Origin of the sequence: Streptomyces sp. NPDC051555, assembly GCF_044454405.1 — a bacterium.
In the GTDB taxonomy this organism is placed as follows: Bacteria; Actinomycetota; Actinomycetes; order Streptomycetales; family Streptomycetaceae; genus Streptomyces.
The window spans coordinates 1-23,069 of record NZ_JBITDP010000030.1 but is presented as its reverse complement, the minus strand read 5'-3'; the positions used below and the strand labels follow the sequence as shown (position 1 = coordinate 23,069).

The window sequence follows — 23,069 nt, the reverse complement described above, 5'->3', positions numbered from 1 at the left end:
CCATGAGCCGACGATCCGTCAGTTCTCGGATGGCGGCCCGCCGCAAGCGCGTTCAGCATCCATTGCATGCGTGGATTCCTTGCTTCCTCGATCGGCGTCGCGACCGCGGCCGCACTGTCCCTCCCGCTCGCCCTCGCCCTCCCCACGGCGGCGGCGGCCCAGGCCGTGACGGCGGCGGCCCCCGTGGCCCCGGCCGCCCCGGCCGGGTCCACCCAGTCGCTGCCACTCGTCCCGCTCAGGTCCGCGGCCGACCGGGACACCGGCGTGCCCGGCATGAGCGTCTCCCCCCGCCTCCCCGGGACCGGGCCCGAAACCAAGGGGTTGCCCGCGCGTGACGTGGGGACCTTCTCCATGGTCGGCGTCGTCTGGGACGACGCGGCCACCCAACTGACCGGCCGGGTCCAGGTCCGTACCCGCTCCGCCGGCACCGGCACCTGGTCCGACTGGCAGGACGTCGAGACCCACAACAGCGAGCACGCCGCCGACCCGGACACCACCGAACGCGCCGCGGGCCGGGTCCGGGGCGGCACGGCCCCCCTGTGGGTCGGCGCCTCCGACGGCGTCGAGGTCCGCGTCATGGCCGAGCCGGCCACCGCGCCCCGTTCCGGCGACCGGGCGGCCGTCCCGGGCGGCCCGGGCGCCGCGAAGCTGCCGTCCGGGCTGCGGATCGAGCTCGTCGACCCCGGGGCCGCACCGGTCCGGACGCTCCCGGCCGCCGACGCCAAGAACGGGGCGGAGCCGGGCGAGCCGGCCGGGGACGACAAGGGGGAGACGGCGATCGGGGCCCCCGGCATGAGCATGGAGATGGCCGAGTCCTCGGCGGCCAACGTTCCGCACGCACCGCTCGGCGCCACCCTGATCCCGGCGCTGAACAAGGCCGACTCCACCACCGACGCCATCCTCGCGAGCGAGGGCACGCTCAGCCCGGCGGCCCGGCCCTACATCGGCCCGCGCCCGGCCATCGTCACCCGGCGGGGCTGGGGAGCCGACGAACGGCTGCGCGAGTCCGGGTTCGTCTACACGAACACGGTCAAGGCGGCCTTCGTGCACCACACCGCCTCCGGCAACGGCTACGCCTGCAAGGACGCCCCGGCGGTGCTGCGCAGCCTGTACCGCTACCACGTGGTCAGCGAGGGCTGGCGGGACATCGGCTACAACTTCGCCGTCGACAAGTGCGGCACCGTGTACGAGGGCCGGGCGGGCGGTGTCGCCAAGCCGGTGCTCGGGGCCCACACGATGGGCTTCAACACGGACAGCATGGGCATCGCGGTGATCGGCACCTTCACGGACGCGCAGCCGCCCGCCGCCGCGGTGAACGCGGTCGCGCGGCTGACGGCGTGGAAGCTGGGCCTGTTCGGGGCGAACCCGCTGGCGAAGACGACGCTCCGGTCGGCCGGGGGCAACCTCTACCACAAGGGCACGAACGTTCGGATGAACGTGATCTCCGGTCACCGGGACGGCTTCGCGACGGAGTGCCCGGGCCGCCGCCTCTACGGCAAGCTCCCCACCACCCGAACCTCCTCGGCCCACCTCCAGGGCCGCTAGCGCCCGCGGGGATTGCCCCTGGGCGCGGCCATTCCAGCCCCGCCGGCGTTTGAGGCGGCGCCTCGGCCGGAGCCGCTGGCTGCGGGCCGTGTGCCCTCCGGGCGGGTGCCCTCAATCGCCGGGCGGGCTTGATGGGGCTGGGGCCGGCCATTCCAGCCCCGCCGGCGTTCGAGGCGCACCCACCTCAGCCCTGTCGGTGTTCGAGGCGCGGTCACCTCAGCCCCGCCGGCGTTTGAGGCGTGGCCACCCAGCCCCGCCGGCGTTTGAGGCGCAGGGCTGGGCGGAGCTCCTGGTGGGGGGGCGATGGGCCCGGGCCGGCCCGTCCCAGCCCGCCGGCGTTTGAGGCGCGGCTCCGGGCGGGCGGCCCGCAGGGCTACGCTCAAGCCATGGCCGGCCGCTTCGATCCCCTCACCCGCACCGCGATCCGCGGCGGCCGCACCGACATCCCCCAGCCCCAGCCCCAGCCCCCGGAGGGCCCCGCCCCCACCCCCCGGTCACGGGAATGGGCGGCCGAAGGCCCGATCGAGCTGGGCCTCGTCCTCGGCCCGCTCCGCCGCGGCCCCGGCGACCCCACCTTCCGCACCACCCCCGACGGCTCCGTCTGGCTCGGCACCCGCACCCCCACCGGCCCCGCCACCCTCCGGCTGACCCGCACCGCCGACCGCACGGTCACCGCCGCCGCCTGGGGCCCCGGTACGGAATGGGCCCTCGACGCCCTCCCCGCCCTGCTCGGCGCCGACGACGACCCGGCCGTCTTCGTCCCCCGCCACCGCCTCGTGCACGCGAGCCACCGCCGCCGCCCGGGCCTGCGCCTGACCCGGACCGGGCTGGTCCTGCAATCCCTGATCCCCACGGTCCTGGAGCAGAAGGTCACCACCGACGAGGCCTACCGCGCCTGGCGCCGCCTGGTGCGCCAGTACGGCGAGCGGGCCCCGGGCCCGCACCCGGACCTGTACGTGATGCCCGACCCCCGCACCTGGGCCCTGATCCCGTCCTGGGACTGGCACAAGGCGGGCGTGGACGCGAAGCGCTCGGCCACCATCGTCCGCGCCGCCCGCGTCGCGCCCCGCATGGAGGAGGCGGCCGCGATGGACCTGCCGGCCGCCGTCGCCCGACTGGAGGCCGTCCCCGGCATCGGCCCGTGGACCTCCGCCGAAACCCTCCAGCGCAGCAACGGCGCCGCCGACGCCGTCACCACCGGCGATCTGCACCTGCCGGGCACCATCGGCTACGCCCTCACCGGCGACCGCGACGCCGACGACGCCGCGATGCTGCGACTCCTGGCCCCGTACGCCGACCAGGGCGGCGGCCAGCGCCACCGCGCCGCCCGGCTGATCCTGCTCGCGGGCCGCACCCCGCCCCGCCGCGTCCCGAAGATGCCCCGAACCGATATCGGCCGGTTCTAGGCCGCTCAGCGCACCCGGATGAAGTCCGCCGGATCCCGCTCCGCCCGCTCGCGCGGCGCCCCGGCCGCGTGGCCGACCGCCACCGCGCCCATCGGGTCCCAGTCGTCCGGGAGCTCCAGCACCTCCCGGACCACGTCACGGCAGAACATCGTCGAGGACACCCACGCCGAACCGAGCCGCTCCCCGGCCAGCGCGACCAGGAAGTTCTGCACGCCCGCGCCCATGGCGACCACGAACATCTCCCGCTCGGCCGCGTCCCGCCGCGCGTGCCCGTAGTCGTGCGCCCCGTCCGTCACCAGGCAGGGCACCACCAGGTAGGGCGCCGCGCGCAGCACGTCCCCGCGCCGCACCCGCTTGGCGATCGACTCCGCCGACCTGCCGTCCCGGCGCAGGTCCGCGATCCACGCGTCCCGCATCGCGTCCAGCAGCTCCAGCCGCGCCGCGGCCGACTCCAGCAGAACGAAGCGCCACGGCGTCGTGTGGTGCGGCGCGGGCGCGGTGACGGCCGCCGCGACGGCCCGGCGCACGGCGCCCGGGTCCACCGGCTCGGCGGTGAACTCCCGTACCGTCCGACGCCCGTGCACGGCTTCCCGTACCGCCTCGGAGGTCCCCAGCCGGAACATGTCGTCGGCGGGGGAGCGGATCAGCTCGCGCGCCGATCCGCCCTCGGCGACCAGGTGGCCGAGCCCGCGCACGACGGCCACCGGCAGCCCGGTCGCCTTGCCCTTGACCAGGTCACCGGCCGCGGCCAGCTCGTCGGCGGTGGCCACTATCGTCGCGCTGAGCGGGTTGCCGTGGGCATCGGTGCCGCCGCGCAGGTCGTCCAGGACCCGGACCCCGGCGGCGCCGATCGCGACGTCCGTGAGCCCGGCGCGCCAGGGCCGTCCGAAGGTGTCGGTCACGAGGACGCCGACGTCCACCGACAGCGCCGCGCGCAGCCCGTCGCGGATCGCGCGCGCCGAGGCGTCCGGGTCGAGCGGCAGCAACAGGACCGTGCCCGGCGCCGTGTTGGAGGCGTCGACCCCGGCGGCGGCCATGACCAGCCCCTGCCGGTTCTCGACGATGCGCAGCGCACCGCGGCGGGCGACCACCCGTACCGTCTCGGCGTCAATGGCCTCCTCGCGGGAGTCCGCGGCGACGACACGGCCCTCCGCCTTGGAGACGATCTTCGAGGTGACGAGCAGGACGTCCCCGTCGCGCAGATCGGGCGCGGCGCCCGCGATCAGCTCCGCCAGGTCGTCGCCGGGGCGGACCTCCGGCAGCCCGGCCACCGCCCGCACCTCGTACGAGGGGACGGCGGGCGGCGCGTACGAGGGGACGTCCGCGGTCATCGGGAGGCCTCCGCCAGGTCCAGCGCGGCCCGGGCCATCGCGGTGGTGGCGGCCAGGTCGGTCATCATCAGCGGCACCGCGCGGCAGGTGATCCCGGCGGCCTCGACCTCGGCGGTCGCGTCCGCGTCCGAGGTGTCGACGAGCCAGGCGTCCAGGAGCCCGGTGCCGTAGTGCAGGGCGACCGCGGCGGCCGATGACTCGACGCCGACGGCGGCCAGCACCTTGTCCGCCATGCCGCGCACGGGCGCGCCCCCGACGATGGGGGAGAGGCCGACCACGGGCGCCCCGGCGGCGGCCACGGCCTCGCGGATCCCGGGCACGGCGAGGATGGTGCCGATCGAGACGACCGGGTTGGACGGCGGGAAGACGATCACGTCGGCGGCCGCGATGGCCTCCAGGACGCCGGGCGCGGGCTTGGCCTGCTCGGCCCCGACCGGTACGACGGCCTCCGCGTCCACCGCGGCGCGCAGTCGGACCCAGTACTCCTGGAAGTGGATGACCTTGCGCTCGCCGGTGGCCGCCTCGGTGATCGCGACGTGGGTCTCGACCCGGTCGTCGGACATCGGGAGCAGGCGCACCCCGGGCTGCCAGCGGTCGCACAACGCTTCGGTGACGGCGCTCAGCGGGTAGCCCGCGGCGAGCATCTGGGTCCGCACGATGTGGGTCGCGAAGTCGCGGTCGCCGAGGCCGAACCAGTCGGGTCCGACCCCGTAGGCCGCGAGTTCCTCCTTGACCTTGAAGGACTCGTCGGTGCGGCCCCAACCCTGGTCCTCGTTGATGCCACCGCCGAGGGTGTACATCACCGTGTCCAAGTCGGGGCACACCTTGAGCCCGAACAGGTGAATGTCGTCACCGGTGTTGCCGATGACCGTGATGTCCGCGTCGGGCTCGGCCGACTTGAGGCCCCGCAGGAAACGGGCGCCGCCGATGCCGCCGGCCAGTACAACAATGCGCATGTAGCGCAGTGTGTCAGGCGGATACCGGCGTCTGGCGGGCCGGGGAGCAGGAGTGAGCGGCGTTACTCCGGACCGTGTCGCGGGAGCCCTCGGGGGAGCCCTCGCGGGCGCCGCCGCGCACGTCGTCGTGCATCGGCATCTCGGTCAGGCCGGGGAAGTACACGTGCAGGCTGATCGCGCCGTCGAGGGCGTCGTTGACCACCTCGTGCGCGTAGCCGGGGGCGAAGACCCGCTGGCTACCGGCGGCGAGGGTGCGCGGTCCGCGGTCGGTGTGCTCGGTGAGTTCGCCCTCCAGGACGGTGAGCACGCCGGAGGACGGGCCGTGGTCGTGGGTGCCGCTGCCCTGGCCGGGGACCCAGCTGAGCAGCCACACCTCGTAGCCGGGGCCGGTGCGCAGCCGGTGGTACCAGCGGGAGGAGGTGTCGTACTCGACGAGGTGTTCCCACTGGGAGCGGTCGCCGGCGATCGAGCGGGCGAGCCCGACGAACTCGGCGACGGTGCTCGGGTGCTCGCGCTGCGGCTGGAGGAGGTGCTGGACGGAGAGGATGTCGCCCGCGATCTGGAGGTCGCTCTCCATGCCGACCGGCCATGCGGCCTGCCGGCCCCGCTGCGCCCGCTGGGCGTCGGGGGAGTGCTGCGGGGAGTGCTGCGGGGTGTGCTGCGGGGTGTGCGTCGTGTGCGTCGCGTTCATTGCGGAGGTACCTCGACGGATGTCAGTGGCGCGGTCGCGCGGTCGGTTGCTGGGGGTGCGAAGCCGGTGCTCGGGGGAGCCGGAGCTCCGTGGGCATCAACAGCTGCAACAGCAACAGCGAACCTGGGCAGCGCACAGGAACCCACGAATGGGGGTCCGGGTGGCGACTGCGGGCGCTGACATGGCAACAAGGAGACCGGTTCCGGGGGGCGACTGTCAACCCAATGTCCGGTTTGGTCCGAAACTTTCACCTCATCCGGTTAAGTTGCCTGGAGAAAGGTTTGTGCAGCTCCCGGCCGGGGATGTGGCGGTGCAACCGCATCGGATTCACGCCAAGGCTGGGCCCCCGACCCCGTCACCTCGTGACCGGAATGTGATCTGCGCCGCTTCCGTGACCGGAATGCAACCTCGATCGGAAACGGCGCGTCGATCTTGGACGTGGGCGGCTTGACGCACCATCTGGTCACCATCCGTCCGTACGTGTTGCATGTGTCACGATTTTTGGCGATATGAACACTTTCTGCATACGCTTGGTTCCGCAGAGTGAATAAGGGGCCCAATAGCAGATCTCGGCTTGACTGCGCAGTAGCCCCGCCTTGTAATTTCACTCGTGTCGTTCCGTAGCTATCGGTGACGACAACACCACGGGGACGCGAAAACAGAGCGAGGGGCGCACATGACCGAGCTGTTTCAGGAACTGCTGGTCGAGGAGGCGGACGAGGAGCTCGGCTGGCAGGAGCGCGCACTCTGCGCCCAGACCGACCCCGAATCCTTCTTTCCCGAGAAGGGCGGCTCCACCCGCGAGGCCAAGAAGGTCTGCCTCGCCTGTGAGGTCCGCTCCGAATGCCTTGAGTACGCCCTCGCCAACGACGAGCGATTCGGCATCTGGGGCGGACTGTCCGAGCGTGAACGCCGGCGGCTGAAAAAGGCCGCAGTCTGATTGCGCCGATACGTCCCGGCCCACCCGGTCCGGCCCGCCGCACCGGGGCGATACGCACACCACATCAAATGGGTAACAGAGCAAACGGTCCGCCTCCCGCACCTTCCCCGCAGGAGGCGGACCGTCGTGTTCCCAGCCGTTAGTGTGGGGCGCTGTCCAGCAGCCTCCGAGGGCACACCACCCCCGGACCCCCGGCCGGAGGGCCCGTACCGCGATGTCCCTGCACAGCCACTCGTCCTCCCACCAGGGCGCCGCCGTCCCCGAGTTCCCCCGGCACGTCGTCACCGCGGTCGTCGTCGCCCACGACGGTGCCCGCTGGCTGCCCCAGACCCTCTCCGGACTGCTCGGCCAGGAACGGCCCGCCCAGAACCACGTCGCCGCCGACAACGGCAGCTCCGACGACTCCGCGCGCCTGCTCGCCGAGGCCTTCGGCGACGACCGGGTCCTGCACCTCGCCCGCCGCACCGGATTCGGCACCGCGGTCGACGAGGCCGCCGACGCCGCCGGCGTCCTCACTCCCGAGGAGCTGACCTACCTCAAGCGCCCCAGCGGTTGGGACCCCGTCAGCCGCACCTGGCAGGACGACCACTACGACCTCCCCGAACTGCCGTACGGCGAGCCCGTCCAGTGGCTCTGGCTGCTCCACGACGACTGCGCGCCCGCCCCCGACGCCCTCGCCGAACTCCTGCGCGTCGCCGAGGAGAACCCCGAGGCCGCCGTCATCGGCCCCAAGCTGCGCGGCTGGTACGACGCCAAGCAGCTGCTCGAAGCCGGTGTCAGCATCGCCCGCAGCGGCCGCCGCTGGACCGGCCTGGACCGGCGCGAACAGGACCAGGGCCAGCACGACCAGGTCCGCCCGGTGCTCTCCGTCTCCACCGCGGGCATGCTGGTGCGCCGCGACGTCTACGACGCGCTCGGCGGCTTCGACCGTCGGCTGCCCCTGATGCGCGACGACGTGGACCTGTGCTGGCGCGTTCAGAACGCGGGCCACACCGTCCTGGTCGCCCCCGACGCCGTACTGCGCCACGCCGAGGCCTCCGCCCGCGAACGCCGCACCGTCGACTGCGCCGGGCGCTCCGCCGTCAGCCCCCACCGCGTCGACAAGGCCGGCGCCACCTACACGGTGCTCGTCAACTCCTCCGGCCGGGCCCTGCCCTACGTCCTGCTCCGCATCCTCCTCGGCACCGCCCTGCGCACCCTCGCCTACCTCGTCGGCAAGGCCCCCGGCCAGGCCGTCGACGAGGTGGCCGGCCTGCTCGGCACCCTGCTGCGCCCGGGCAGGATCCTCGGCGCCCGCAGACGCCGCGGCCGCCCCGCCGTCCCCGCCGGGGAACTGCGCCCGCTCTTCCCGCCGCCCGGCGCCACCCTGCGCGCCAACGTCGAACAACTCGCCGGATACTTCGGCGCCGACCGCGACTCCGAACCGGCCCGCGCCGGCCGGCACGGCGGCGCCGTCGAATCCGGACCCGGCGGCGACGACGCCGACTTCCTGGAGATCGAGCAGTTCGCGCGCCTCAAGCGGATCGCCCGCAAGCCCGCGCCCGTCCTCTTCGCCCTCCTGCTCGTCGCCTCCCTCGTCGCCTGCCGCGGCCTCCTCGGCGGCGGCTCCCTGATGGGCGGCGCCCTGCTCCCCGCCCCCGACGGCGCCCTCGCCCTCTGGCACGGCTACACCGACGACTGGCACCCCGTCGGCACCGGCACCACCGCCGGAGCGCCCCCCTACCTCGCCGTCCTCGGCGCGCTCGCCACGCTGTTGTTCGGCTCCACCCAGACCGCGCTGACCCTGCTCCTCGTCTGCTCGGTCCCGCTCGCCGGACTCACCGCATACTTCGCCTCCCGGCCGCTGGTCGGCTCGCGACTGCTGCGCGCCTGGGCCGCCGTCGCCTACGCCTTCCTCCCCGCCATCACCGGCGCGCTGGCCACCGGCCGCCTCGGCACCGCGGTCCTCGCCGTCCTGCTGCCCCTCATCGCCCGCAGCGCCGTCAGCGCCTGCGGGTTCGCGGACTCCGCGGCCGAGGGCGCCAAGGGCAGCTGGCGCGCGGTGTGGACGTACACCCTGCTCCTGACCGTGGCGAGCGCCTTCACCCCGGTGCTCTGGCCGCTCGCCGCCGTCCTCGGCCTCGCCGCGCTGGTCGTGCGCCGGGCCGCGTGGAAGACGTACGCCCCCCGGCTGGCCGCCGCCCTCACCGTCCCGCTCCTGGTCCTCGCCCCCTGGTCGCTGGGCCTGTTCACCCACCCCGCCGCCTTCCTGCGCGAGGCGGGCCTGACGTACGGCGCCGGCGGGGCCTCCGCCCTCGACCTGCTCGGCACGAGCCCCGGCGGGCCGCGCGCCGGCGCCGGGCTGCTCCTGCTCGGCGTCGTCGTCGCCGCACTGGCCGCCCTGCTGCGCGCCGAGCGCCGCTTCGCCGTCACCGCGGCCTGGGCCGTCGCGCTCACCGGCCTGCTCCTCGCCGTCCTGGTCAACCGCACCGCCTGGGCCGGTCCCGGCACCCTCGTCTACGGCCTGGCCCTGCTCGCCGCCGCCGCCGTCGGGGCCGACGGAGCCAAGGAACGCGTCGCCGCCCGCAGCTTCGGCTGGCGCCAGCCGCTCGCCGCGCTCGTCGCCCTCGCCGCCGCCGCGGGCCCACTGGTCCTCGCCGCGGGGTGGATGCTCGGCGGAGCCGACGGCCCGCTGGAGCGCCGCGACCCCGTCCAGGTGCCCGCCTTCGTCGCCGAGGAGAGCGGCACCCGCGACCAGGCCCGCACCCTCGTCCTCGGGGGCGCCTCGCCCGCCCAGGTCGACTACACCCTGGTCCGCGGCTCCGGCGCCCGCCTCGGCGACGCCGAACTCGCCGCCTCCGCGGGCAGCGACGGCCGCCTCGACAAGGTCGTCTCCAGCCTGGTCGCGGGGTCCGGCGCCGACCAGAGCGCCCAGCTCGGCGGCTTCGCGATCCGTTACGTCCTGGTCCGCGACGGCGCCCCGCAGCAGATCCGCCGGGTCCTCGACGCCACCCCGGGCCTGAGCCGCCTCAGCCAGCTCGACGGCGACGCGCTGTGGCGGGTCGACCGCCAGGTCGCCCGCGTCGTGATCGTCCCCGGCAAGCCGGGCGAGGCCCCGATCCCGGTCGCCTCCGGCCCCGTCGAGGTCCACGCCGAGATCGCGGCCGGTGAGCCGGGTCGCGTCCTGCGCGTCGCCGACCGGGCCGCCCCCGGCTGGCAGGCCACCCTCGACGGCAAGCCGCTGAAGGCCAAGACGGTCGACGGCTGGGCCCAGGGCTTCGAACTCCCCGCCGCGGGCGGCCGCCTGAGCCTCGTCCACGCCGACTCCCTGGCCCGCACCGGCTGGCACTGGGCCCAGGGCGCGCTCGCCGTGCTGCTCCTCGTGATGGCCCTGCCGGGCCGCCGCCGCAGCCTGGACGACGACCTGCCGGACGAGGAGGGCGCCGTACCGGCCCAGCCGGGACCGGCCGAAGCCGGCGAGGGCCGTCGCGCCCGCCGCCTGCGCGCCGAGGCCGCGCCCGCCGCCCCCACCGCGCAGGAGGCCGCCGTGGCCGACCCGTACGCGCAGATCCCGACCCAGCAGGACCACACGCACGGCGCGTACGCGGCGTACGCCCAGCAGGACCCCGCATACGCCCAGCAGGACCCGACGTACGCCGACCAGGCCCATGCACCGGGCTACGACCAACAACCCGACCCGCAGTACGGCCACTACCAACAGCCCGTCCAGCAGTACGACCCGTCCGCGCAGCAGCAGTACCCGGCCCAGCAGTACCCGCCCGAGCAGCCGAACGACTACGCCTACGACTACGACGCGTACGTCCAGTACGACGCCTACGGACAGCCCATCCAGCGCCCGGACGGGAGCCCCCAGCAGTGAAGCGCGCCCCCCTGACCCTCGCGGCCGTCACCGCCGCCCTCGCCGCCGTGACGGGCATCGCCGTCCTCACCGCGCCCGCGGCCCCGGCCGCCCCCGACGCCAAGGGCCACCAGCGGTCCGCCGCCCGGCTCCCCGTCGAACGCTCCACCCTGGTCTGCCCCGCGCCCAGCACCTCCGACATCGCCGACACCACCTACACGACGATCACCCCGGGCAAGCCCCAGCCGCAGGCCAAGGGCAGCGCCCGGCTCACCGGCGCCACCAAGGACGCCAAGCCGGTCCTGGAGCCCAAGACCCCGGGCACCCCCGTCGGCGCCACCTCCACCGGAGCCGAGGCCCCCGCGCTCACCGGCACCGCCGACGGCGTCCTGGCCCCCGGTTGGACGGCCCAGCAGACCACCCAGGTCGCCGTGGGTCAGGCGCGCGGCCTGCTCGGCGTCGCCTGCACCGCGCCGGGCACCGAGTTCTGGTTCCCCGGCACGAGCACGGCCAAGGGCCGCCAGGACTACGTCCACCTCACGAACGCGGACGACACCCCCGCCGTCGTCGACGTCCAGCTCTTCGGCCCCGAAGGCGCCCTGAAGACCGAGGCCGGCAGCGGCGAGAACATCAAGATCGGCCCGAAGTCCAGCGTCTCGGTGCTGCTCTCCACCATCGCGCCCACCGCCCAGATCGCCGACGTCACCACCCGCGTGACGACCCGTTCGGGTCGGGTCGGCGCCTCCGTCCAGGTCGCGGAGGAGGGCGTCGGCACGGACTGGCTGCCCGCCTCCACCGACCCGGCGGGCTCCCTCGTCCTGCCGGGGATCCCGGCCGACGCCACCTCCGTACGGCTGATCGCCTACGCGCCCGGCGAGGAGGACGCGGACCTCAAGCTGCGGCTCGCCGGACCCGGAGCCTCGATCACCCCGGCGGGCAACGAACAACTGCACGTCAAGGGCGGCATGTCGGCGAGCGTCGACCTCAAGGACGTCACCCGGGGCGAAGCCGGTTCACTCGTCCTGACGCCTTCGGACAGCCGCAAGGCCGTCCCGGTGGTGGCCGCGCTCCGCGTCGTCAGGGGCACCGGGGCCAAGCAGGAACTCGGCTTCATCGCGGCCTCCGGCCCGGTCGGCGCCCGCGCCACCGTCGCGGACAACCGCACCGACACGGATGCGACCACCGTGTCGCTGACCGTGCCGGCCGGCGCGGCGGACGCGAAGGTCCGCATCACCGCCTCCCCGGGCACCCAGGGCGGCGAAGCGGCCGCCAAGGAGTTCACCGTCAAGGCGGGCACCACCCTGCTCGTCCCGCAGCCGCCCGCGCCGACGGGCGGCAAGGGCTCCTACGCGCTGACCGTCGAAACCCTCTCGGGCGGCCCGGTCCACGCGGCCCGCACCCTGTCCCTGCCGCACGAGGGCGTCCCGATGTTCACGATCCAGACCTTCGTGGACGACCACGGCTCGGTCCAGGTCCCCAAGGCCGTCCAGGACCTCTCGATCCTGACCCGCTGAGCCCCCCCGCGGTCGCGCCGAGGACGGTCAGAACTGCGCCCCCGCGGTCGCGCCGAGGACGGTCAGGAGTGCACTGCCCGAGGTCGGGCCGGGGACGGGCAGGAGTGTCCCCGCAAGGACGAGCGGTCCCCACCGCCCCCCTTCTCCGACAACCCCGCAGCCGCGAGCCGAGGAGACACTCGTGCCCGTCCCCGGCCCGACCGCCCCGGCCCGACCGCCCCGGCCCGACCGCCCCGGCCCGACCGCCAGGCCCGACCGCCCCGGCCCGATCGCCCCCCCGCTACTCCTGCCCGTAACGCGGATCCACCGTCTCGGGCGTGAGCCCGAGCAACTCCGCGACCTGCTCCACCACGATCTCGTGCACGAGCACCGCCCGCTCGTCCCGCGACTTCGTCCGGATCTCCACGGGCCGCCGGTAGACCACGATGCGCGCGGCCCGGCCCCCGTCGGGCGCGACCGTCCCGCCCAGCGGGACCGCCTCGTCGTTCCAGCCGCCGTCCGGCCCACCGGGCGGCGCCGGCACCTCGCCCACCATGAACTCCACCTCGGCCAGCTGCGGCCAGCGCCGCTCCAACCGCTCGACCGAGTCCCGTACGAGATCCCCGAAGAGCTCCGCCCGACTGGCGGCCAACGGCACCTGCGGGGGAGCGAGCGGTCCGCGCATCCCCCGCCCGTGCCGGTCGCGCCTACGCGTGCGCGGTTCCTGGGGAGGTCCATCGGCAGGGGGAGTCAGAGGGGTGTCCATCACCCTCGCAGGGTAGCCCTCGATGCCGCACCGGGGGCGGCCCGCAACGACCCCCGGCCGGGGATCGGGTGACGACACGGCACCCGGCCGCGGGGGAGTCGTCGCGGCCCGGTCAGGAGTGCGGTACCGTCCAACGTCGTGAGCCTTGTACGTCGCTGTTCTCGCACCGCGTGCGGCCGCCCTGCCGTCGCGACACTGACGTACGTCTACGCCGATTCGACCGCAGTCCTCGGCCCGCTCGCCACCTACGCCGAACCCCACTGCTACGACCTGTGCGCCGAGCACTCGGAGCGCCTCACCGCGCCCCGCGGCTGGGACGTCGTACGGCTGGCGGACGCCGGCGCACCCTCCCGGCCCAGCGGGGACGACCTCGAAGCCCTGGCCAACGCCGTGCGCGAGGCGGCCCGCCCGCACGAGCGCATCGAACGTTCCAACGGCTCCCAGGGCGGCAACCCCGGCGGAACGAACCCCTCCGCCACCCCCGGCCAGGCCAACGGGCCGACCCGGCGCGGCCACCTGCGGGTCCTGCGCTCCCCGGAGTCCTGAACCCGCCACGACCCCGGGGGGTGTCCGGCGCTTCATCCGATCGTCGGAAGAGATGCCCGGCGGCCAGGGTAGGTTTGGTGCCCCGCACAGAACCCTCAGGAGGGCAGGCAGTGGCTGCTGATCTTTCGAACATCGTCAAGGCGTACGACGTCCGGGGCGTCGTCCCGGACGAGTGGGACGAGCGCTTGGCGGAGCTCTTCGGCGCGGCGTTCGTAGAGGTCACGAACGCCTCGGCGATCGTCATCGGCCACGACATGCGTCCCTCCTCGCCGGGCCTGTCGGGCGCCTTCGCCCGCGGCGCCGCGGCCCGCGGGGTCGACGTCACCCTGATCGGGCTCTGCTCGACGGACCAGCTCTACTACGCCTCCGGCCTGCTCGACCTGCCGGGCGCCATGTTCACCGCCTCGCACAACCCCGCCCAGTACAACGGCATCAAGCTGTGCCGTGCGGGCGCCGCCCCCGTGGGCCAGGACACCGGCCTCGCGCAGATCCGTGAACTGGTCGAGAAGTGGTCCGAGGAGGGCGTCCCCGAGACCGCCCCGGTCGCCGCGGGCACCATCACCGAGCGCGACACCCTCGCCGGGTACGCCGAGCACCTCAAGGGCCTGGTCGACCTCACCTCGATCCGCCCCCTGAAGGTCGTCGTCGACGCGGGCAACGGCATGGGCGGCCACACCGTCCCCACCGTCTTCGACGGGCTCCCGCTGGAGCTCGTACCGATGTACTTCGAGCTCGACGGCACCTTCCCGAACCACGAGGCCAACCCCCTCGACCCGAAGAACATCGTCGACCTCCAGGCCCGCGTCCTCGCCGAGGGCGCCGACCTCGGCCTCGCCTTCGACGGCGACGCCGACCGCTGCTTCGTCGTCGACGAGCGCGGCGAGGGCGTCTCCCCCTCCGCGATCACCGCCCTCGTCGCGGCCCGCGAGCTGGCCCGCAACGGCGGCACCGGCGTCGTGATCCACAACCTGATCACCTCCTGGTCCGTCCCCGAGGTCGTCCGCGAGCACGGCGGCACCCCCGTCCGCACCCGCGTCGGCCACTCCTTCATCAAGGAGGAGATGGCCAAGTCCGGCGCCATCTTCGGCGGCGAGCACTCGGCGCACTACTACTTCAAGGACTTCTGGAACGCGGACACCGGCATGCTCGCCGCGCTCCACGTCCTCGCGGCCCTCGGCGGCCAGGACGGCCCGCTCTCCGAGCTGGTCGCCTCCTACGACCGCTACCAGGGCTCCGGCGAGATCAACTCCACCGTCGCCGACCAGGCCGGCCGGATGGCCGCCGTCAAGGCGGCGTACGCCGGCCAGGACGGCGTGAGCACCGACGAGCTCGACGGCCTCACCGTGACCGGCGCCGACTGGTGGTTCAACCTGCGCCCCTCCAACACCGAGCCGCTGCTGCGCCTGAACGTGGAGGCCCGCGACACCGCGACCCTGCACACGGTGCGCGACGAGGTGCTGGCGCTCGTGCGCGCCTGACCGCCGCCCCGCTCCAGCCCGCACCACCGCACCACCCCGCACCACCCACCGCCGGGCCGCGCGAGTCGCGGCCCGGCGGTACGCTGACCTGGCCCGATCCACAGTTCAATCCGCATGTTCGAAGGGACGCCCCATGCCGCTCGAAGCCGGCCTTCTGGAGATCCTCGCCTGCCCCGCCTGCCACGCCCCGCTGCGTGACCAGTCGGCCGACGCAGACACGCCCGAGCTGATCTGCACCGGTCAGGACTGCGGCCTCGCGTACCCCGTGCGCGACGGCATCCCCGTCCTCCTCGTCGACGAGGCCCGCCGCCCGGCCTGATCCGGTGAACCGTCGCGTCCGGAGCGCGGTGATCGGCAATCCGCACCCCGCGCTCCCTCCGGGCGCTACGTTGGGCCCGAGACGCCCCTGACGACGACCGGAGGCCCGCCATGCTCGACGACTCGCTCCTCGACGCACCCGAGGAGCTGGCCCGCGCTGACCGCAGCGGCCTGCTCCGCGGCGCGGCCGACGCCGGAGCCCGGGTCCGCACCGCCGTGCGGCACGCGGCCGAGGCCGGCCTGGACGACCTGCGCCCCGACGGGCGCCCGCGCGCCGTCATGATCGCGGGCTCCGGCACCGCCGCCACCGGCGTCGCGGACCTGATCGCCGCCCTCGCGGGCGCCGTGGCCCCGGTCACCCGACTGCACCCGGCCGGCGTGGCCCCCGCCGCCGGAGCCATGCGCTGGACCCTGCCCGGCTGGGCCGGACCGGTGGACCTGCTGCTCCTGACGACCACCGACGGCACCGAGCCCGGCCTCGAAGCCCTCGTCGAACAGTCCTACCGGCGCGGCTGCACCATCGTCGCCGTGGCCCCCGAGCGCTCCCCGCTCAGCGAGGCCGTCCTCGGCGCGCACGGGCTCTTCGTACCGATGGCCAAGGCGCCGTACCAGGAGTACGACGAGAGCGCCGCCGCCGGCCCCGGAGCCCTGTGGGCCCTGTTGACCCCGCTGCTCGTCCTCCTCGACAAGCTCGGCCTGGTCACCGCCGCCCCCGCCACCCTCCAGCTGGTCGCCGACCGCCTCGACCGCACCGCCGAACGCTGCGGGCCCGCGATCGCGACGTACGGCAACCCGGCCAAGACCCTCGCCTCCGAGCTCGCCGACTCCCTCGCCCTGATCTGGAGCGAGGGCGCCGCCGCCGGCCCGGCCGGCCGCCGCTTCGCCGCCACCCTCGCCGAACTGGCGGGGCGCCCCGCGCTGGCGGCCGAACTGCCCGAGGCGCTGCCCGCCCACGGGGTCCTGCTCGCCGGCGCCCTCGCCGCGGGCGCCGACCCCGACGATTTCTTCCGTGACCGGGTCGAGGAGCCGCAGGCTCTGCACGCCCGGGTCGTCCTGCTGCGTGACCGGCCCACCGGCGGACTCTCCGCCGCGCCCGCCGCACGCGAACTCGCCCACAGCCACGACACGGCCATCAGCGAGATCGAACCGGAGGAGGGCGGCGACCTCGAACAGCTCGCCGAACTCCTCGCCGTCACGGACTTCGCCACCGCCTACCTCGCGTTGGCCACCAGGGGACGTACCTGAGGGCACGCACCTGTGCCCCGCCCTCCACCCAGGAAGACGAAGACCGATGGACCGCCTCACGAACACGATCCGCCCCTACGCCTGGGGCTCGGCCACCGCCATCCCGGCGCTGCTCGGCAGCGAGCCCACCGGCGAGCCGCAGGCCGAGATGTGGATGGGCGCCCACCCCGGCGCCCCCTCCCGGCTCGACCGGGGCACGGGCGGGACGACCCTGTCCGAGGTCATCGACGCCGACCCCGAGGGCGAGCTGGGCACCGCCACCGTCGCCAAGTTCGGGCCGCGGCTGCCCTTCCTGCTCAAGCTCCTCGCGGCCGGCGCCCCGCTCTCCCTCCAGGTCCACCCCGATCTGGCCCAGGCGCGGGAGGGCTTCGCCGACGAGGAGCGTCGCGGCGTCCCGATCGACGCGGGCGAGCGCAACTACAAGGACGCCAACCACAAGCCCGAGATGCTCTGCGCCCTCACCCCCTTCGAGGGGCTGTGCGGCTTCCGCCCGCCGCGCGAGGCCGCCGACCTGCTCGCGGGCCTGGAGGTGGACAGCCTCGAGCCGTACGTCGACCTGCTGCGCGCCCACCCGCAGGAGGCGGCGCTGCGCGAGGTGCTGACCGCGGTCCTGACCGCGGACCGCGCCGAGATGGCCCGTACCGTGACCGAGGCCGCGGCCGCCGCCGAGCGGCTGGGGGGCCCGTACGCGCCCTACGCCGCGCTCGTCCACCACTTCCCGGGCGACCCCGGGGTGATCGCGGCCATGCTGCTGAACCACTTCCGGCTCCAGCCCGGCGAAGCCGTGTTCCTCGGCGCCGGGGTCCCGCACGCCTACCTCGACGGGCTCGGCGTGGAACTCCTCGCCAACTCCGACAACGTGCTGCGCGCCGGACTCACCCCCAAGCACGTGGACGTGCCCGAGCTGCTGAAGATCGTCCGCTTCGAGTCCGGCGACCCGGGCGTGCTGCGCCCCGAGGACGACGGCGACGGCGAAGAGGTCTACGCGACCCCCATCGACGAATTCCGGCTCTCCCGCTTCGTCCTCGCCCCCGGCGGCGCCGCGCGCACCCTCCCGGACGCCGCCCCGCAGATCCTGCTCTGCACCGCGGGCGCCCCGAGCGTCGGCGAACTGGCCCTGGCCCCGGGCGGATCGGTGTTCGTCCCGGCGGGCGAAAAGCCCGTCCTGTCCGGTACCGGTACGGTTTTCCGCGCCACGGTGGTGCTCTGACGTACCGTCCGTGACCACGGCTGCTGCAACAATGTGCGGCCGTAGCACGGCGCCCCGGCCAGGGCCGCCGTACCGATGAAGGGAAGTCACCACACCATGAGCGCGTCGGGCGGTACCAAGGCGATCGTGGCGGCACTCGCCGCCAACCTCGCCATCGCTGTAGCCAAGTTCGTGGCGTTCCTCTTCAGCGGCTCGTCCTCGATGCTCGCGGAAAGCGTCCACTCGCTGGCCGACTCCGGCAACCAGGGCCTGCTGCTCCTCGGGGGGAAGAAGGCCCAGCGCGAGGCGACCCCGCAACACCCCTTCGGCTACGGCCGCGAGCGCTACATCTACGCCTTCCTCGTCTCCATCGTGCTCTTCACCGTCGGTGGCATGTTCGCCATCTACGAGGGCATCGAGAAGATCAAGGAACCGCACGCCATCGAGCACTGGTACTGGCCGGTCGGCGTCCTGGTCTTCGCGATCGTCGCCGAGTCCTTCTCCTTCCGCACCGCGATCAAGGAGTCGAACGAGATCCGCGGCTCGCTGTCGTGGGGCCAGTTCATCAAGCGGGCCAAGGCCCCCGAGCTGCCCGTCGTCCTCCTGGAGGACTTCGGCGCGCTGATCGGCCTCGTCCTCGCCCTCGGCGGCGTCGGCATCGCCCTGGCCACCGGCGACGGCGTCTGGGACGGCATCGGCACCCTGTGCATCGGCGTCCTGCTCATCGCCATCGCGATCATCCTGGCGGCGGAGACCAAGTCCCTGCTGCTGGGCGAGGCCGCGGGCGCCGACGAGGTCGAGAAGATCAGGGCCGCGGTCGTCGACGGGGACGTCGTCACCAGCGTCATCCACATGCGCACGCTGCACCTCGGCCCGGAGGAACTGCTGGTCGCGGCCAAGATCGCGGTGCAGCACGACGACACCGCCACCGAGGTCGCCAATGCCATCAACGCGGCCGAGGCGCGCATCCGCGCGGCCGTCCCGATCGCCCGCGTGATCTACCTGGAGCCCGACATCTACAACGCGGAGGCGGCGGCCAAGGGCGCCAACCCGGCCGCCACCCCCGGCGGCCCCGACGGCCACTGACGGCCCCCGGCCCCGTACGCGCGAAGGCCCCCCGCACCACTCGGTGCGGGGGGCCTTCGCGCGTTCAGAGCGCCGCGGGGGACGGGAGCCCCGTCCGCCGGGCCGCCCGCCGACGCGCCACCAGCGACGCGATCCCGAGCCCGCCGCCGGTCAGGAGGACCGGCACGCCCAGCAGGGCCACCGCCCCGGCCGCCAGCAGCCCGGTCGGGGCGTCGACCGCGACCCCCCACGCGGCCGACATCGGCACGCTCCCGCCGTCGTCCGCGATCCGCATGTGCGAATCGGCCGAGTTGATGCGGTTGTCGCCCATGACGAACATCCGGCCCTCGGGCACGGTCACGTCGAAGGGGACCACCGCCGGCACGGCCGGGTCCTTCAGGTACGGCTCGACCAGCGGCTTCCCGTTCAAGGTCAGCGCGGCATCGCCCTTGGCCCAGGAGATCCGGTCCCCACCGACCGCCACCACGCGCTTGAGGAGGTCCCCGTCGACGCCCCACGACGCCGGGGGCGCGAGCAGCGCGACCTCCCCGCGCGCCACGTCGCGCGCGACCAGCCGTTCGAGCCACACCTCGCTGCCGGGCGGATAGGCCGGGTCCATCGAAGCGCCGGGCACGGAGCGCAGGTCGTACTCCTTCTTCGACAACAGCCCGCTGCCCCAGCCGCCCCCGACGACCAACAGCGCGCCCAGCCCGAGCAGCACCACCGCCCAGATCCCGCGTCTGCGTCCCGGCCTGCGCCGTTCCCGATCCTGTTCCATCTGTCGTGCCCCTCCGACGTGCCTACGTGCGCGGGGAAGCGTACGCAGCGCACGCGGGCCCCGTACCGCCGAGGTGGCGGTACGGGGCCCGGGGGACGCGAGGAGGGGGGAGGGGCGGGGGCTACCGGATCTCGCGCAGCACGTCGAGGATGGCCGCCTCGTCCGGCGCCGACTGGAGCCGGGCCCGGAAGTCGGCGTCCATGAGCTTGCGCGAGAGCAGGGCGAGGATCCGCAGGTGCTCGTCGCCCGCCGCGGCCTCCGGTACGGAGATCATGAAGACCAGCTGGGCCTTCGTACCGTCCAGGGCGCCCCACTCGATGCCCTCGGTGGACCGGGCGAAGCCGACGGTGGGGCGGCTGACCGCGTCCGTCTTGGCGTGCGGGATGGCGATCGACTCGCCCAGCCCCGTGGTGCCCTGCGCCTCGCGGGCCAGGGCGACCCGCACCAGCTCCTCGGTGTCCCGGACGTTGCCGGTGGTGGCCAGCATCGCCGCCATCTCGCGGATCGCGGCCTCCTTGCCGTCCGCGGCCAGCTCGGTCTTCACCGTCTGCTCGGTCAGGTAGCCGGAGAGCACCTCCGCCTTCCCGTCCGCCGCGGCGGGTGCGACGCCCGCGGGGGCCGTCCGTACGGCCGTACCGGCGCCCGCGCCGATGCCCGCGCCGATGCCCGCTCCGACCCCCGCGAGGGCCGGCTCGGGGGCGAGCGCGGCGCCGCCGGAGACGGCCGCGCCGCCGTTCTGCTTGCGCGCCTTCAGCTCGATCAGCGCGTTCGTGGTGAGCGCGGTGACCACCGTGCCGGCCGCGATGGCGATGAGGAACCAGACCCAGCCGCTGATCGCGCCGAGGGCGGCGACGACGGGCCCGCCGTGCGGGACGTGGTCGCCGACGCCGGCGACGCCCGCGATGGCACCGGCGACGGCGCCGCCGAGCATGTTCGCGGGGATGACGATGGCGGGGCGGGCCGCGGCGAAGGGGATGGCGCCTTCGGAGATGCCGAACATGCCCATGAAGAGGGCCGCCATGCCGGTGTCCCGCTCCTGGTCGGAGTACAGCTTGCGGCGCAGCACCGTGGCCAGGCCCTGGCCGAGCGGCATGACCGGAATGGCCGCGGCGCACATGCCCATGACCGCGTAGTTGCCGGAGGCGATGAGGCCCGTACCGAAGAGGAAGGCCGTCTTGTTGACCGGACCGCCCATGTCGAAGGCGATCATCAGGCCGAGCAGCGCGCCGAGCAGGATCGCGCTGGTGCCGGTCATCCCGGACAGCCAGCTGGTCAGGTTCTCGAAGATCCAGGAGATCGGCTTGCCGATGACGTAGATGAAGAAGAGGCCCAGCGCCGTCGTGGCGATGATCGGGATCACGATGATCGGCATGATCGGCTGGACGACCTTGGGAACCTTGACCTTCTTGATCCACAGGACCAGGAAGCCGGCCAGGAAGCCCGTGACGATGGCGCCGATGAAGCCCGCGCCCGCCTTGGAGTCGTAGAGCGAGCCGGTGTTCGCGATGAAGCCGCCGATCATGCCCGGCACCAACGCGGGCCGGTCGCCGATGGCATAGGCGATGTAGCCGGACAGGATCGGGATCATCAGGGTGAAGCCCAGGGCACCGATCTGGAAGATGTGGTCCCAGAACGTGCCCGGAGTGACCGCGTAACCGGTCTCGGTGGCGTGGCCGCCGAGCGCCAGCGCGATCGCGATCAGCAGACCGCCGACCACCACGAACGGGATCATGTACGAGACGCCGTTCATCAGCGCCTTGTACGCGAGGCTGCGCTCCTTGCCGCCGCCGCCCGATCCGGCCGCGGCCGCCGTGCCCTCCTGCACCGGCGCGGTCCGCACGCGCGCGATGAGCTCCTCGGGCTTGTGGATGCCGTCCGCGACGCCCACGGACAGGACCCGCTTGCCTATGAAGCGCTCGCGGTCGACCTCCTTGTCGGCGGCGATGATGATGCCGTCCGCCTGCCTGACATCGTTGTCAGTGAGGACGTTCTCGGCTCCGATCGAGCCCTGCGTCTCCACCTTCATGTCGATGCCGAGGCGCTCGGCCGCCTGCTGGAGCTTTTCCGCGGCCATGTAGGTGTGCGCGATCCCCGTGGGGCACGCGGTCACGGCGAGCAGCTTGACGCGCTCCTGCCCGCTCGCGCCCCCACTGCCCGAAGGGCCTGCCGGACTGGTCACTGCTGTCTCCTCACGCCGTGGACCGCGCGGATGTTCCGATCCACCGGCATCGTCTCCCAGATAAGGGGTGGATCAAAAGTCCAAAAGGCCCTAAAAAGTTCCGTCGGACGGCCCGAAGTCGGGACGTGTCCGGTTCCGCGACCCACCGGACGGCCCGGAATCCGGGCGTGGACGGTTCCGCGACTGGCTGGGGCGCACTGCGCCGATCGGTGTAGATTCTTCAGCAGTGTCAGGCGTCGCCGCTGATGGCGGTCGGGCGGTCCTCGCGACCGGCCGTGGGGAGAGAGGGCCTCCGACGGACTGTGCTCGGTGCACCGGTCCCGCTGGTGCACGGCTCAGCCGTACCCACCTCTCGACCACGAGGAGCACACGCATGACTGCCGACTTGACCGACTTCAAGGTCGCTGATCTTTCCCTCGCCGCCTTCGGCCGCAAGGAGATCACCCTGGCCGAGCACGAGATGCCCGGTCTGATGTCGATCCGCAAGGAGTACGCCCCCTCGCAGCCGCTCGCGGGTGCCCGCGTCACCGGCTCCCTGCACATGACGGTCCAGACCGCGGTGCTCATCGAGACCCTCGTCGCGCTCGGCGCCGAGGTCCGCTGGGCCTCCTGCAACATCTACTCCACCCAGGACCACGCCGCCGCGGCCATCGCCGTCGGCCCGACCGGTACCCCCGAGGCCCCGGCCGGCGTCCCCGTCTTCGCCTGGAAGGGCGAGACCCTGGAGGAGTACTGGTGGTGCACGGAGCAGGCGCTGACCTGGCCGAACACCCCCACCGGCGGCCCGAACATGATCCTCGACGACGGTGGTGACGCCACCCTCCTCGTCCACAAGGGCGTCGAGTTCGAGAAGGCCGGCGCGGCCCCGGACCCGTCGACGGCGGACTCCGAGGAGTACTCCTACATCCTCACGCTGCTCAACCGCACCCTGGGCGAGTCCCCGCAGAAGTGGACGCAGCTCGCGTCCGAGATCCGCGGCGTCACCGAGGAGACCACCACCGGTGTCCACCGCCTGTACGAAATGATGGCCGAGGGCGACCTGCTCTTCCCGGCGATCAATGTGAACGACGCGGTGACGAAGTCGAAGTTCGACAACAAGTACGGCTGCCGCCACTCGTTGATCGACGGCATCAACCGTGCCACGGACGTCCTCATCGGTGGCAAGACGGCGGTCGTCTTCGGTTACGGCGACGTCGGCAAGGGCTGCGCCGAGTCGCTGCGCGGTCAGGGCGCGCGGGTGATCGTCACCGAGATCGACCCGATCTGTGCGCTGCAGGCGGCGATGGACGGGTACCAGGTCGCGAC

At 73.8% G+C, this 23,069-nt stretch carries 18 protein-coding genes; 12 read left to right on the top strand and 6 right to left on the bottom strand.

From position 1 onward, the window contains the following. The first annotated feature begins 66 nt into the window (after nt 1-66). Together ACIBEA_RS37950 and ACIBEA_RS37945 are read left to right on the top strand one after the other, a co-directional pair. Complete coding sequence (locus tag ACIBEA_RS37950; protein ID WP_399267827.1) at nt 67-1,545, top strand: peptidoglycan recognition protein; 1,479 nt, start codon at nt 67-69, stop codon at nt 1,543-1,545. Between the two features lie 386 nt (nt 1,546-1,931). Continuing rightward, complete coding sequence (locus tag ACIBEA_RS37945; protein ID WP_399267825.1) at nt 1,932-2,951, top strand: DNA-3-methyladenine glycosylase family protein; 1,020 nt, start codon at nt 1,932-1,934, stop codon at nt 2,949-2,951. A 5-nt stretch (nt 2,952-2,956) separates the two neighbouring features. On the opposite strand, the gene ACIBEA_RS37940 is transcribed toward ACIBEA_RS37945, so the two are convergent. From ACIBEA_RS37940 to ACIBEA_RS37930, 3 genes are read right to left on the bottom strand one after another with little or no spacing between them, the layout of a single operon-like run. Beyond that, nucleotides 2,957-4,282, bottom strand: coding sequence for a coenzyme F420-0:L-glutamate ligase (locus tag ACIBEA_RS37940; protein ID WP_399267823.1), 1,326 nt, complete (start codon nt 4,280-4,282; stop codon nt 2,957-2,959). Next, entirely contained in the window at nt 4,279-5,238 is a 960-nt protein-coding gene (cofD, locus tag ACIBEA_RS37935) for a 2-phospho-L-lactate transferase (protein ID WP_399267821.1), read from the bottom strand. The genes ACIBEA_RS37940 and cofD overlap by 4 nt, the downstream gene beginning before the upstream one ends. Nucleotides 5,239-5,251: 13 nt before the next feature. After that, nucleotides 5,252-5,815, bottom strand: coding sequence for a cysteine dioxygenase (locus ACIBEA_RS37930; RefSeq protein WP_399267930.1), 564 nt, complete (start codon nt 5,813-5,815; stop codon nt 5,252-5,254). 790 nt (nt 5,816-6,605) lie between these two features. Between ACIBEA_RS37930 and ACIBEA_RS37925 the strand changes: the two genes are divergently transcribed. From ACIBEA_RS37925 to ACIBEA_RS37915, 3 genes are all read left to right on the top strand, one after another. Continuing rightward, on the top strand, nt 6,606-6,869 hold the full coding sequence (locus ACIBEA_RS37925) for a WhiB family transcriptional regulator (RefSeq protein WP_003983763.1): 264 nt from the start codon (nt 6,606-6,608) through the stop codon (nt 6,867-6,869). A gap of 214 nt (nt 6,870-7,083) precedes the next feature. Further along, nucleotides 7,084-10,728, top strand: coding sequence for a glycosyltransferase (locus tag ACIBEA_RS37920; protein ID WP_399267819.1), 3,645 nt, complete (start codon nt 7,084-7,086; stop codon nt 10,726-10,728). Then, nucleotides 10,725-12,221, top strand: coding sequence for a DUF5719 family protein (locus tag ACIBEA_RS37915; protein WP_399267817.1), 1,497 nt, complete (start codon nt 10,725-10,727; stop codon nt 12,219-12,221). The genes ACIBEA_RS37920 and ACIBEA_RS37915 overlap by 4 nt, the downstream gene beginning before the upstream one ends. A gap of 280 nt (nt 12,222-12,501) precedes the next feature. Here the strand turns inward: ACIBEA_RS37915 and ACIBEA_RS37910 are convergent, their stop codons facing one another. Continuing rightward, nucleotides 12,502-12,966 (bottom strand): metallopeptidase family protein, encoded by a 465-nt coding sequence (locus ACIBEA_RS37910; protein ID WP_354382901.1) that lies wholly within the window; start codon nt 12,964-12,966, stop codon nt 12,502-12,504. Between the two features lie 138 nt (nt 12,967-13,104). Between ACIBEA_RS37910 and ACIBEA_RS37905 the strand changes: the two genes are divergently transcribed. From ACIBEA_RS37905 to ACIBEA_RS37880, 6 genes are all read left to right on the top strand, one after another. Then, nucleotides 13,105-13,512 (top strand): DUF3499 domain-containing protein, encoded by a 408-nt coding sequence (locus ACIBEA_RS37905; protein WP_399267815.1) that lies wholly within the window; start codon nt 13,105-13,107, stop codon nt 13,510-13,512. Nucleotides 13,513-13,622: 110 nt separating this feature from the next. After that, nucleotides 13,623-14,990 carry a phosphomannomutase/phosphoglucomutase gene (locus ACIBEA_RS37900; protein WP_399267813.1) on the top strand — a complete coding sequence of 456 codons (1,368 nt, stop codon included), beginning with the start codon at nt 13,623-13,625 and terminating at the stop codon, nt 14,988-14,990. A 133-nt stretch (nt 14,991-15,123) separates the two neighbouring features. Continuing rightward, nucleotides 15,124-15,309 carry a Trm112 family protein gene (locus tag ACIBEA_RS37895; protein WP_399267812.1) on the top strand — a complete coding sequence of 62 codons (186 nt, stop codon included), beginning with the start codon at nt 15,124-15,126 and terminating at the stop codon, nt 15,307-15,309. Nucleotides 15,310-15,419: 110 nt separating this feature from the next. Then, the gene (locus ACIBEA_RS37890) at nt 15,420-16,553 is read left to right on the top strand and encodes an SIS domain-containing protein (RefSeq protein WP_399267810.1); all 1,134 of its coding nucleotides are present in this window, start codon (nt 15,420-15,422) and stop codon (nt 16,551-16,553) included. 46 nt (nt 16,554-16,599) lie between these two features. After that, on the top strand, nt 16,600-17,763 hold the full coding sequence (gene manA / locus ACIBEA_RS37885; protein ID WP_399267808.1) for a mannose-6-phosphate isomerase, class I: 1,164 nt from the start codon (nt 16,600-16,602) through the stop codon (nt 17,761-17,763). 96 nt (nt 17,764-17,859) lie between these two features. Then, complete coding sequence (locus ACIBEA_RS37880) at nt 17,860-18,828, top strand: cation diffusion facilitator family transporter (RefSeq protein ID WP_399267806.1); 969 nt, start codon at nt 17,860-17,862, stop codon at nt 18,826-18,828. Between the two features lie 64 nt (nt 18,829-18,892). Here the strand turns inward: ACIBEA_RS37880 and lepB are convergent, their stop codons facing one another. Then, nucleotides 18,893-19,585, bottom strand: a complete 693-nt coding sequence (lepB, locus tag ACIBEA_RS37875) for a signal peptidase I (protein WP_399267804.1) — start codon at nt 19,583-19,585, stop codon at nt 18,893-18,895. Between the two features lie 121 nt (nt 19,586-19,706). Next, the gene (locus tag ACIBEA_RS37870) at nt 19,707-21,764 is read right to left on the bottom strand and encodes a fructose-specific PTS transporter subunit EIIC (RefSeq protein ID WP_399267802.1); all 2,058 of its coding nucleotides are present in this window, start codon (nt 21,762-21,764) and stop codon (nt 19,707-19,709) included. 373 nt (nt 21,765-22,137) lie between these two features. Here ACIBEA_RS37870 and ACIBEA_RS37865 point away from each other — a divergent pair. Further along, the coding region (locus ACIBEA_RS37865; protein WP_399267800.1) for an adenosylhomocysteinase at nt 22,138-23,069 on the top strand (932 nt) is incomplete at its 3' end.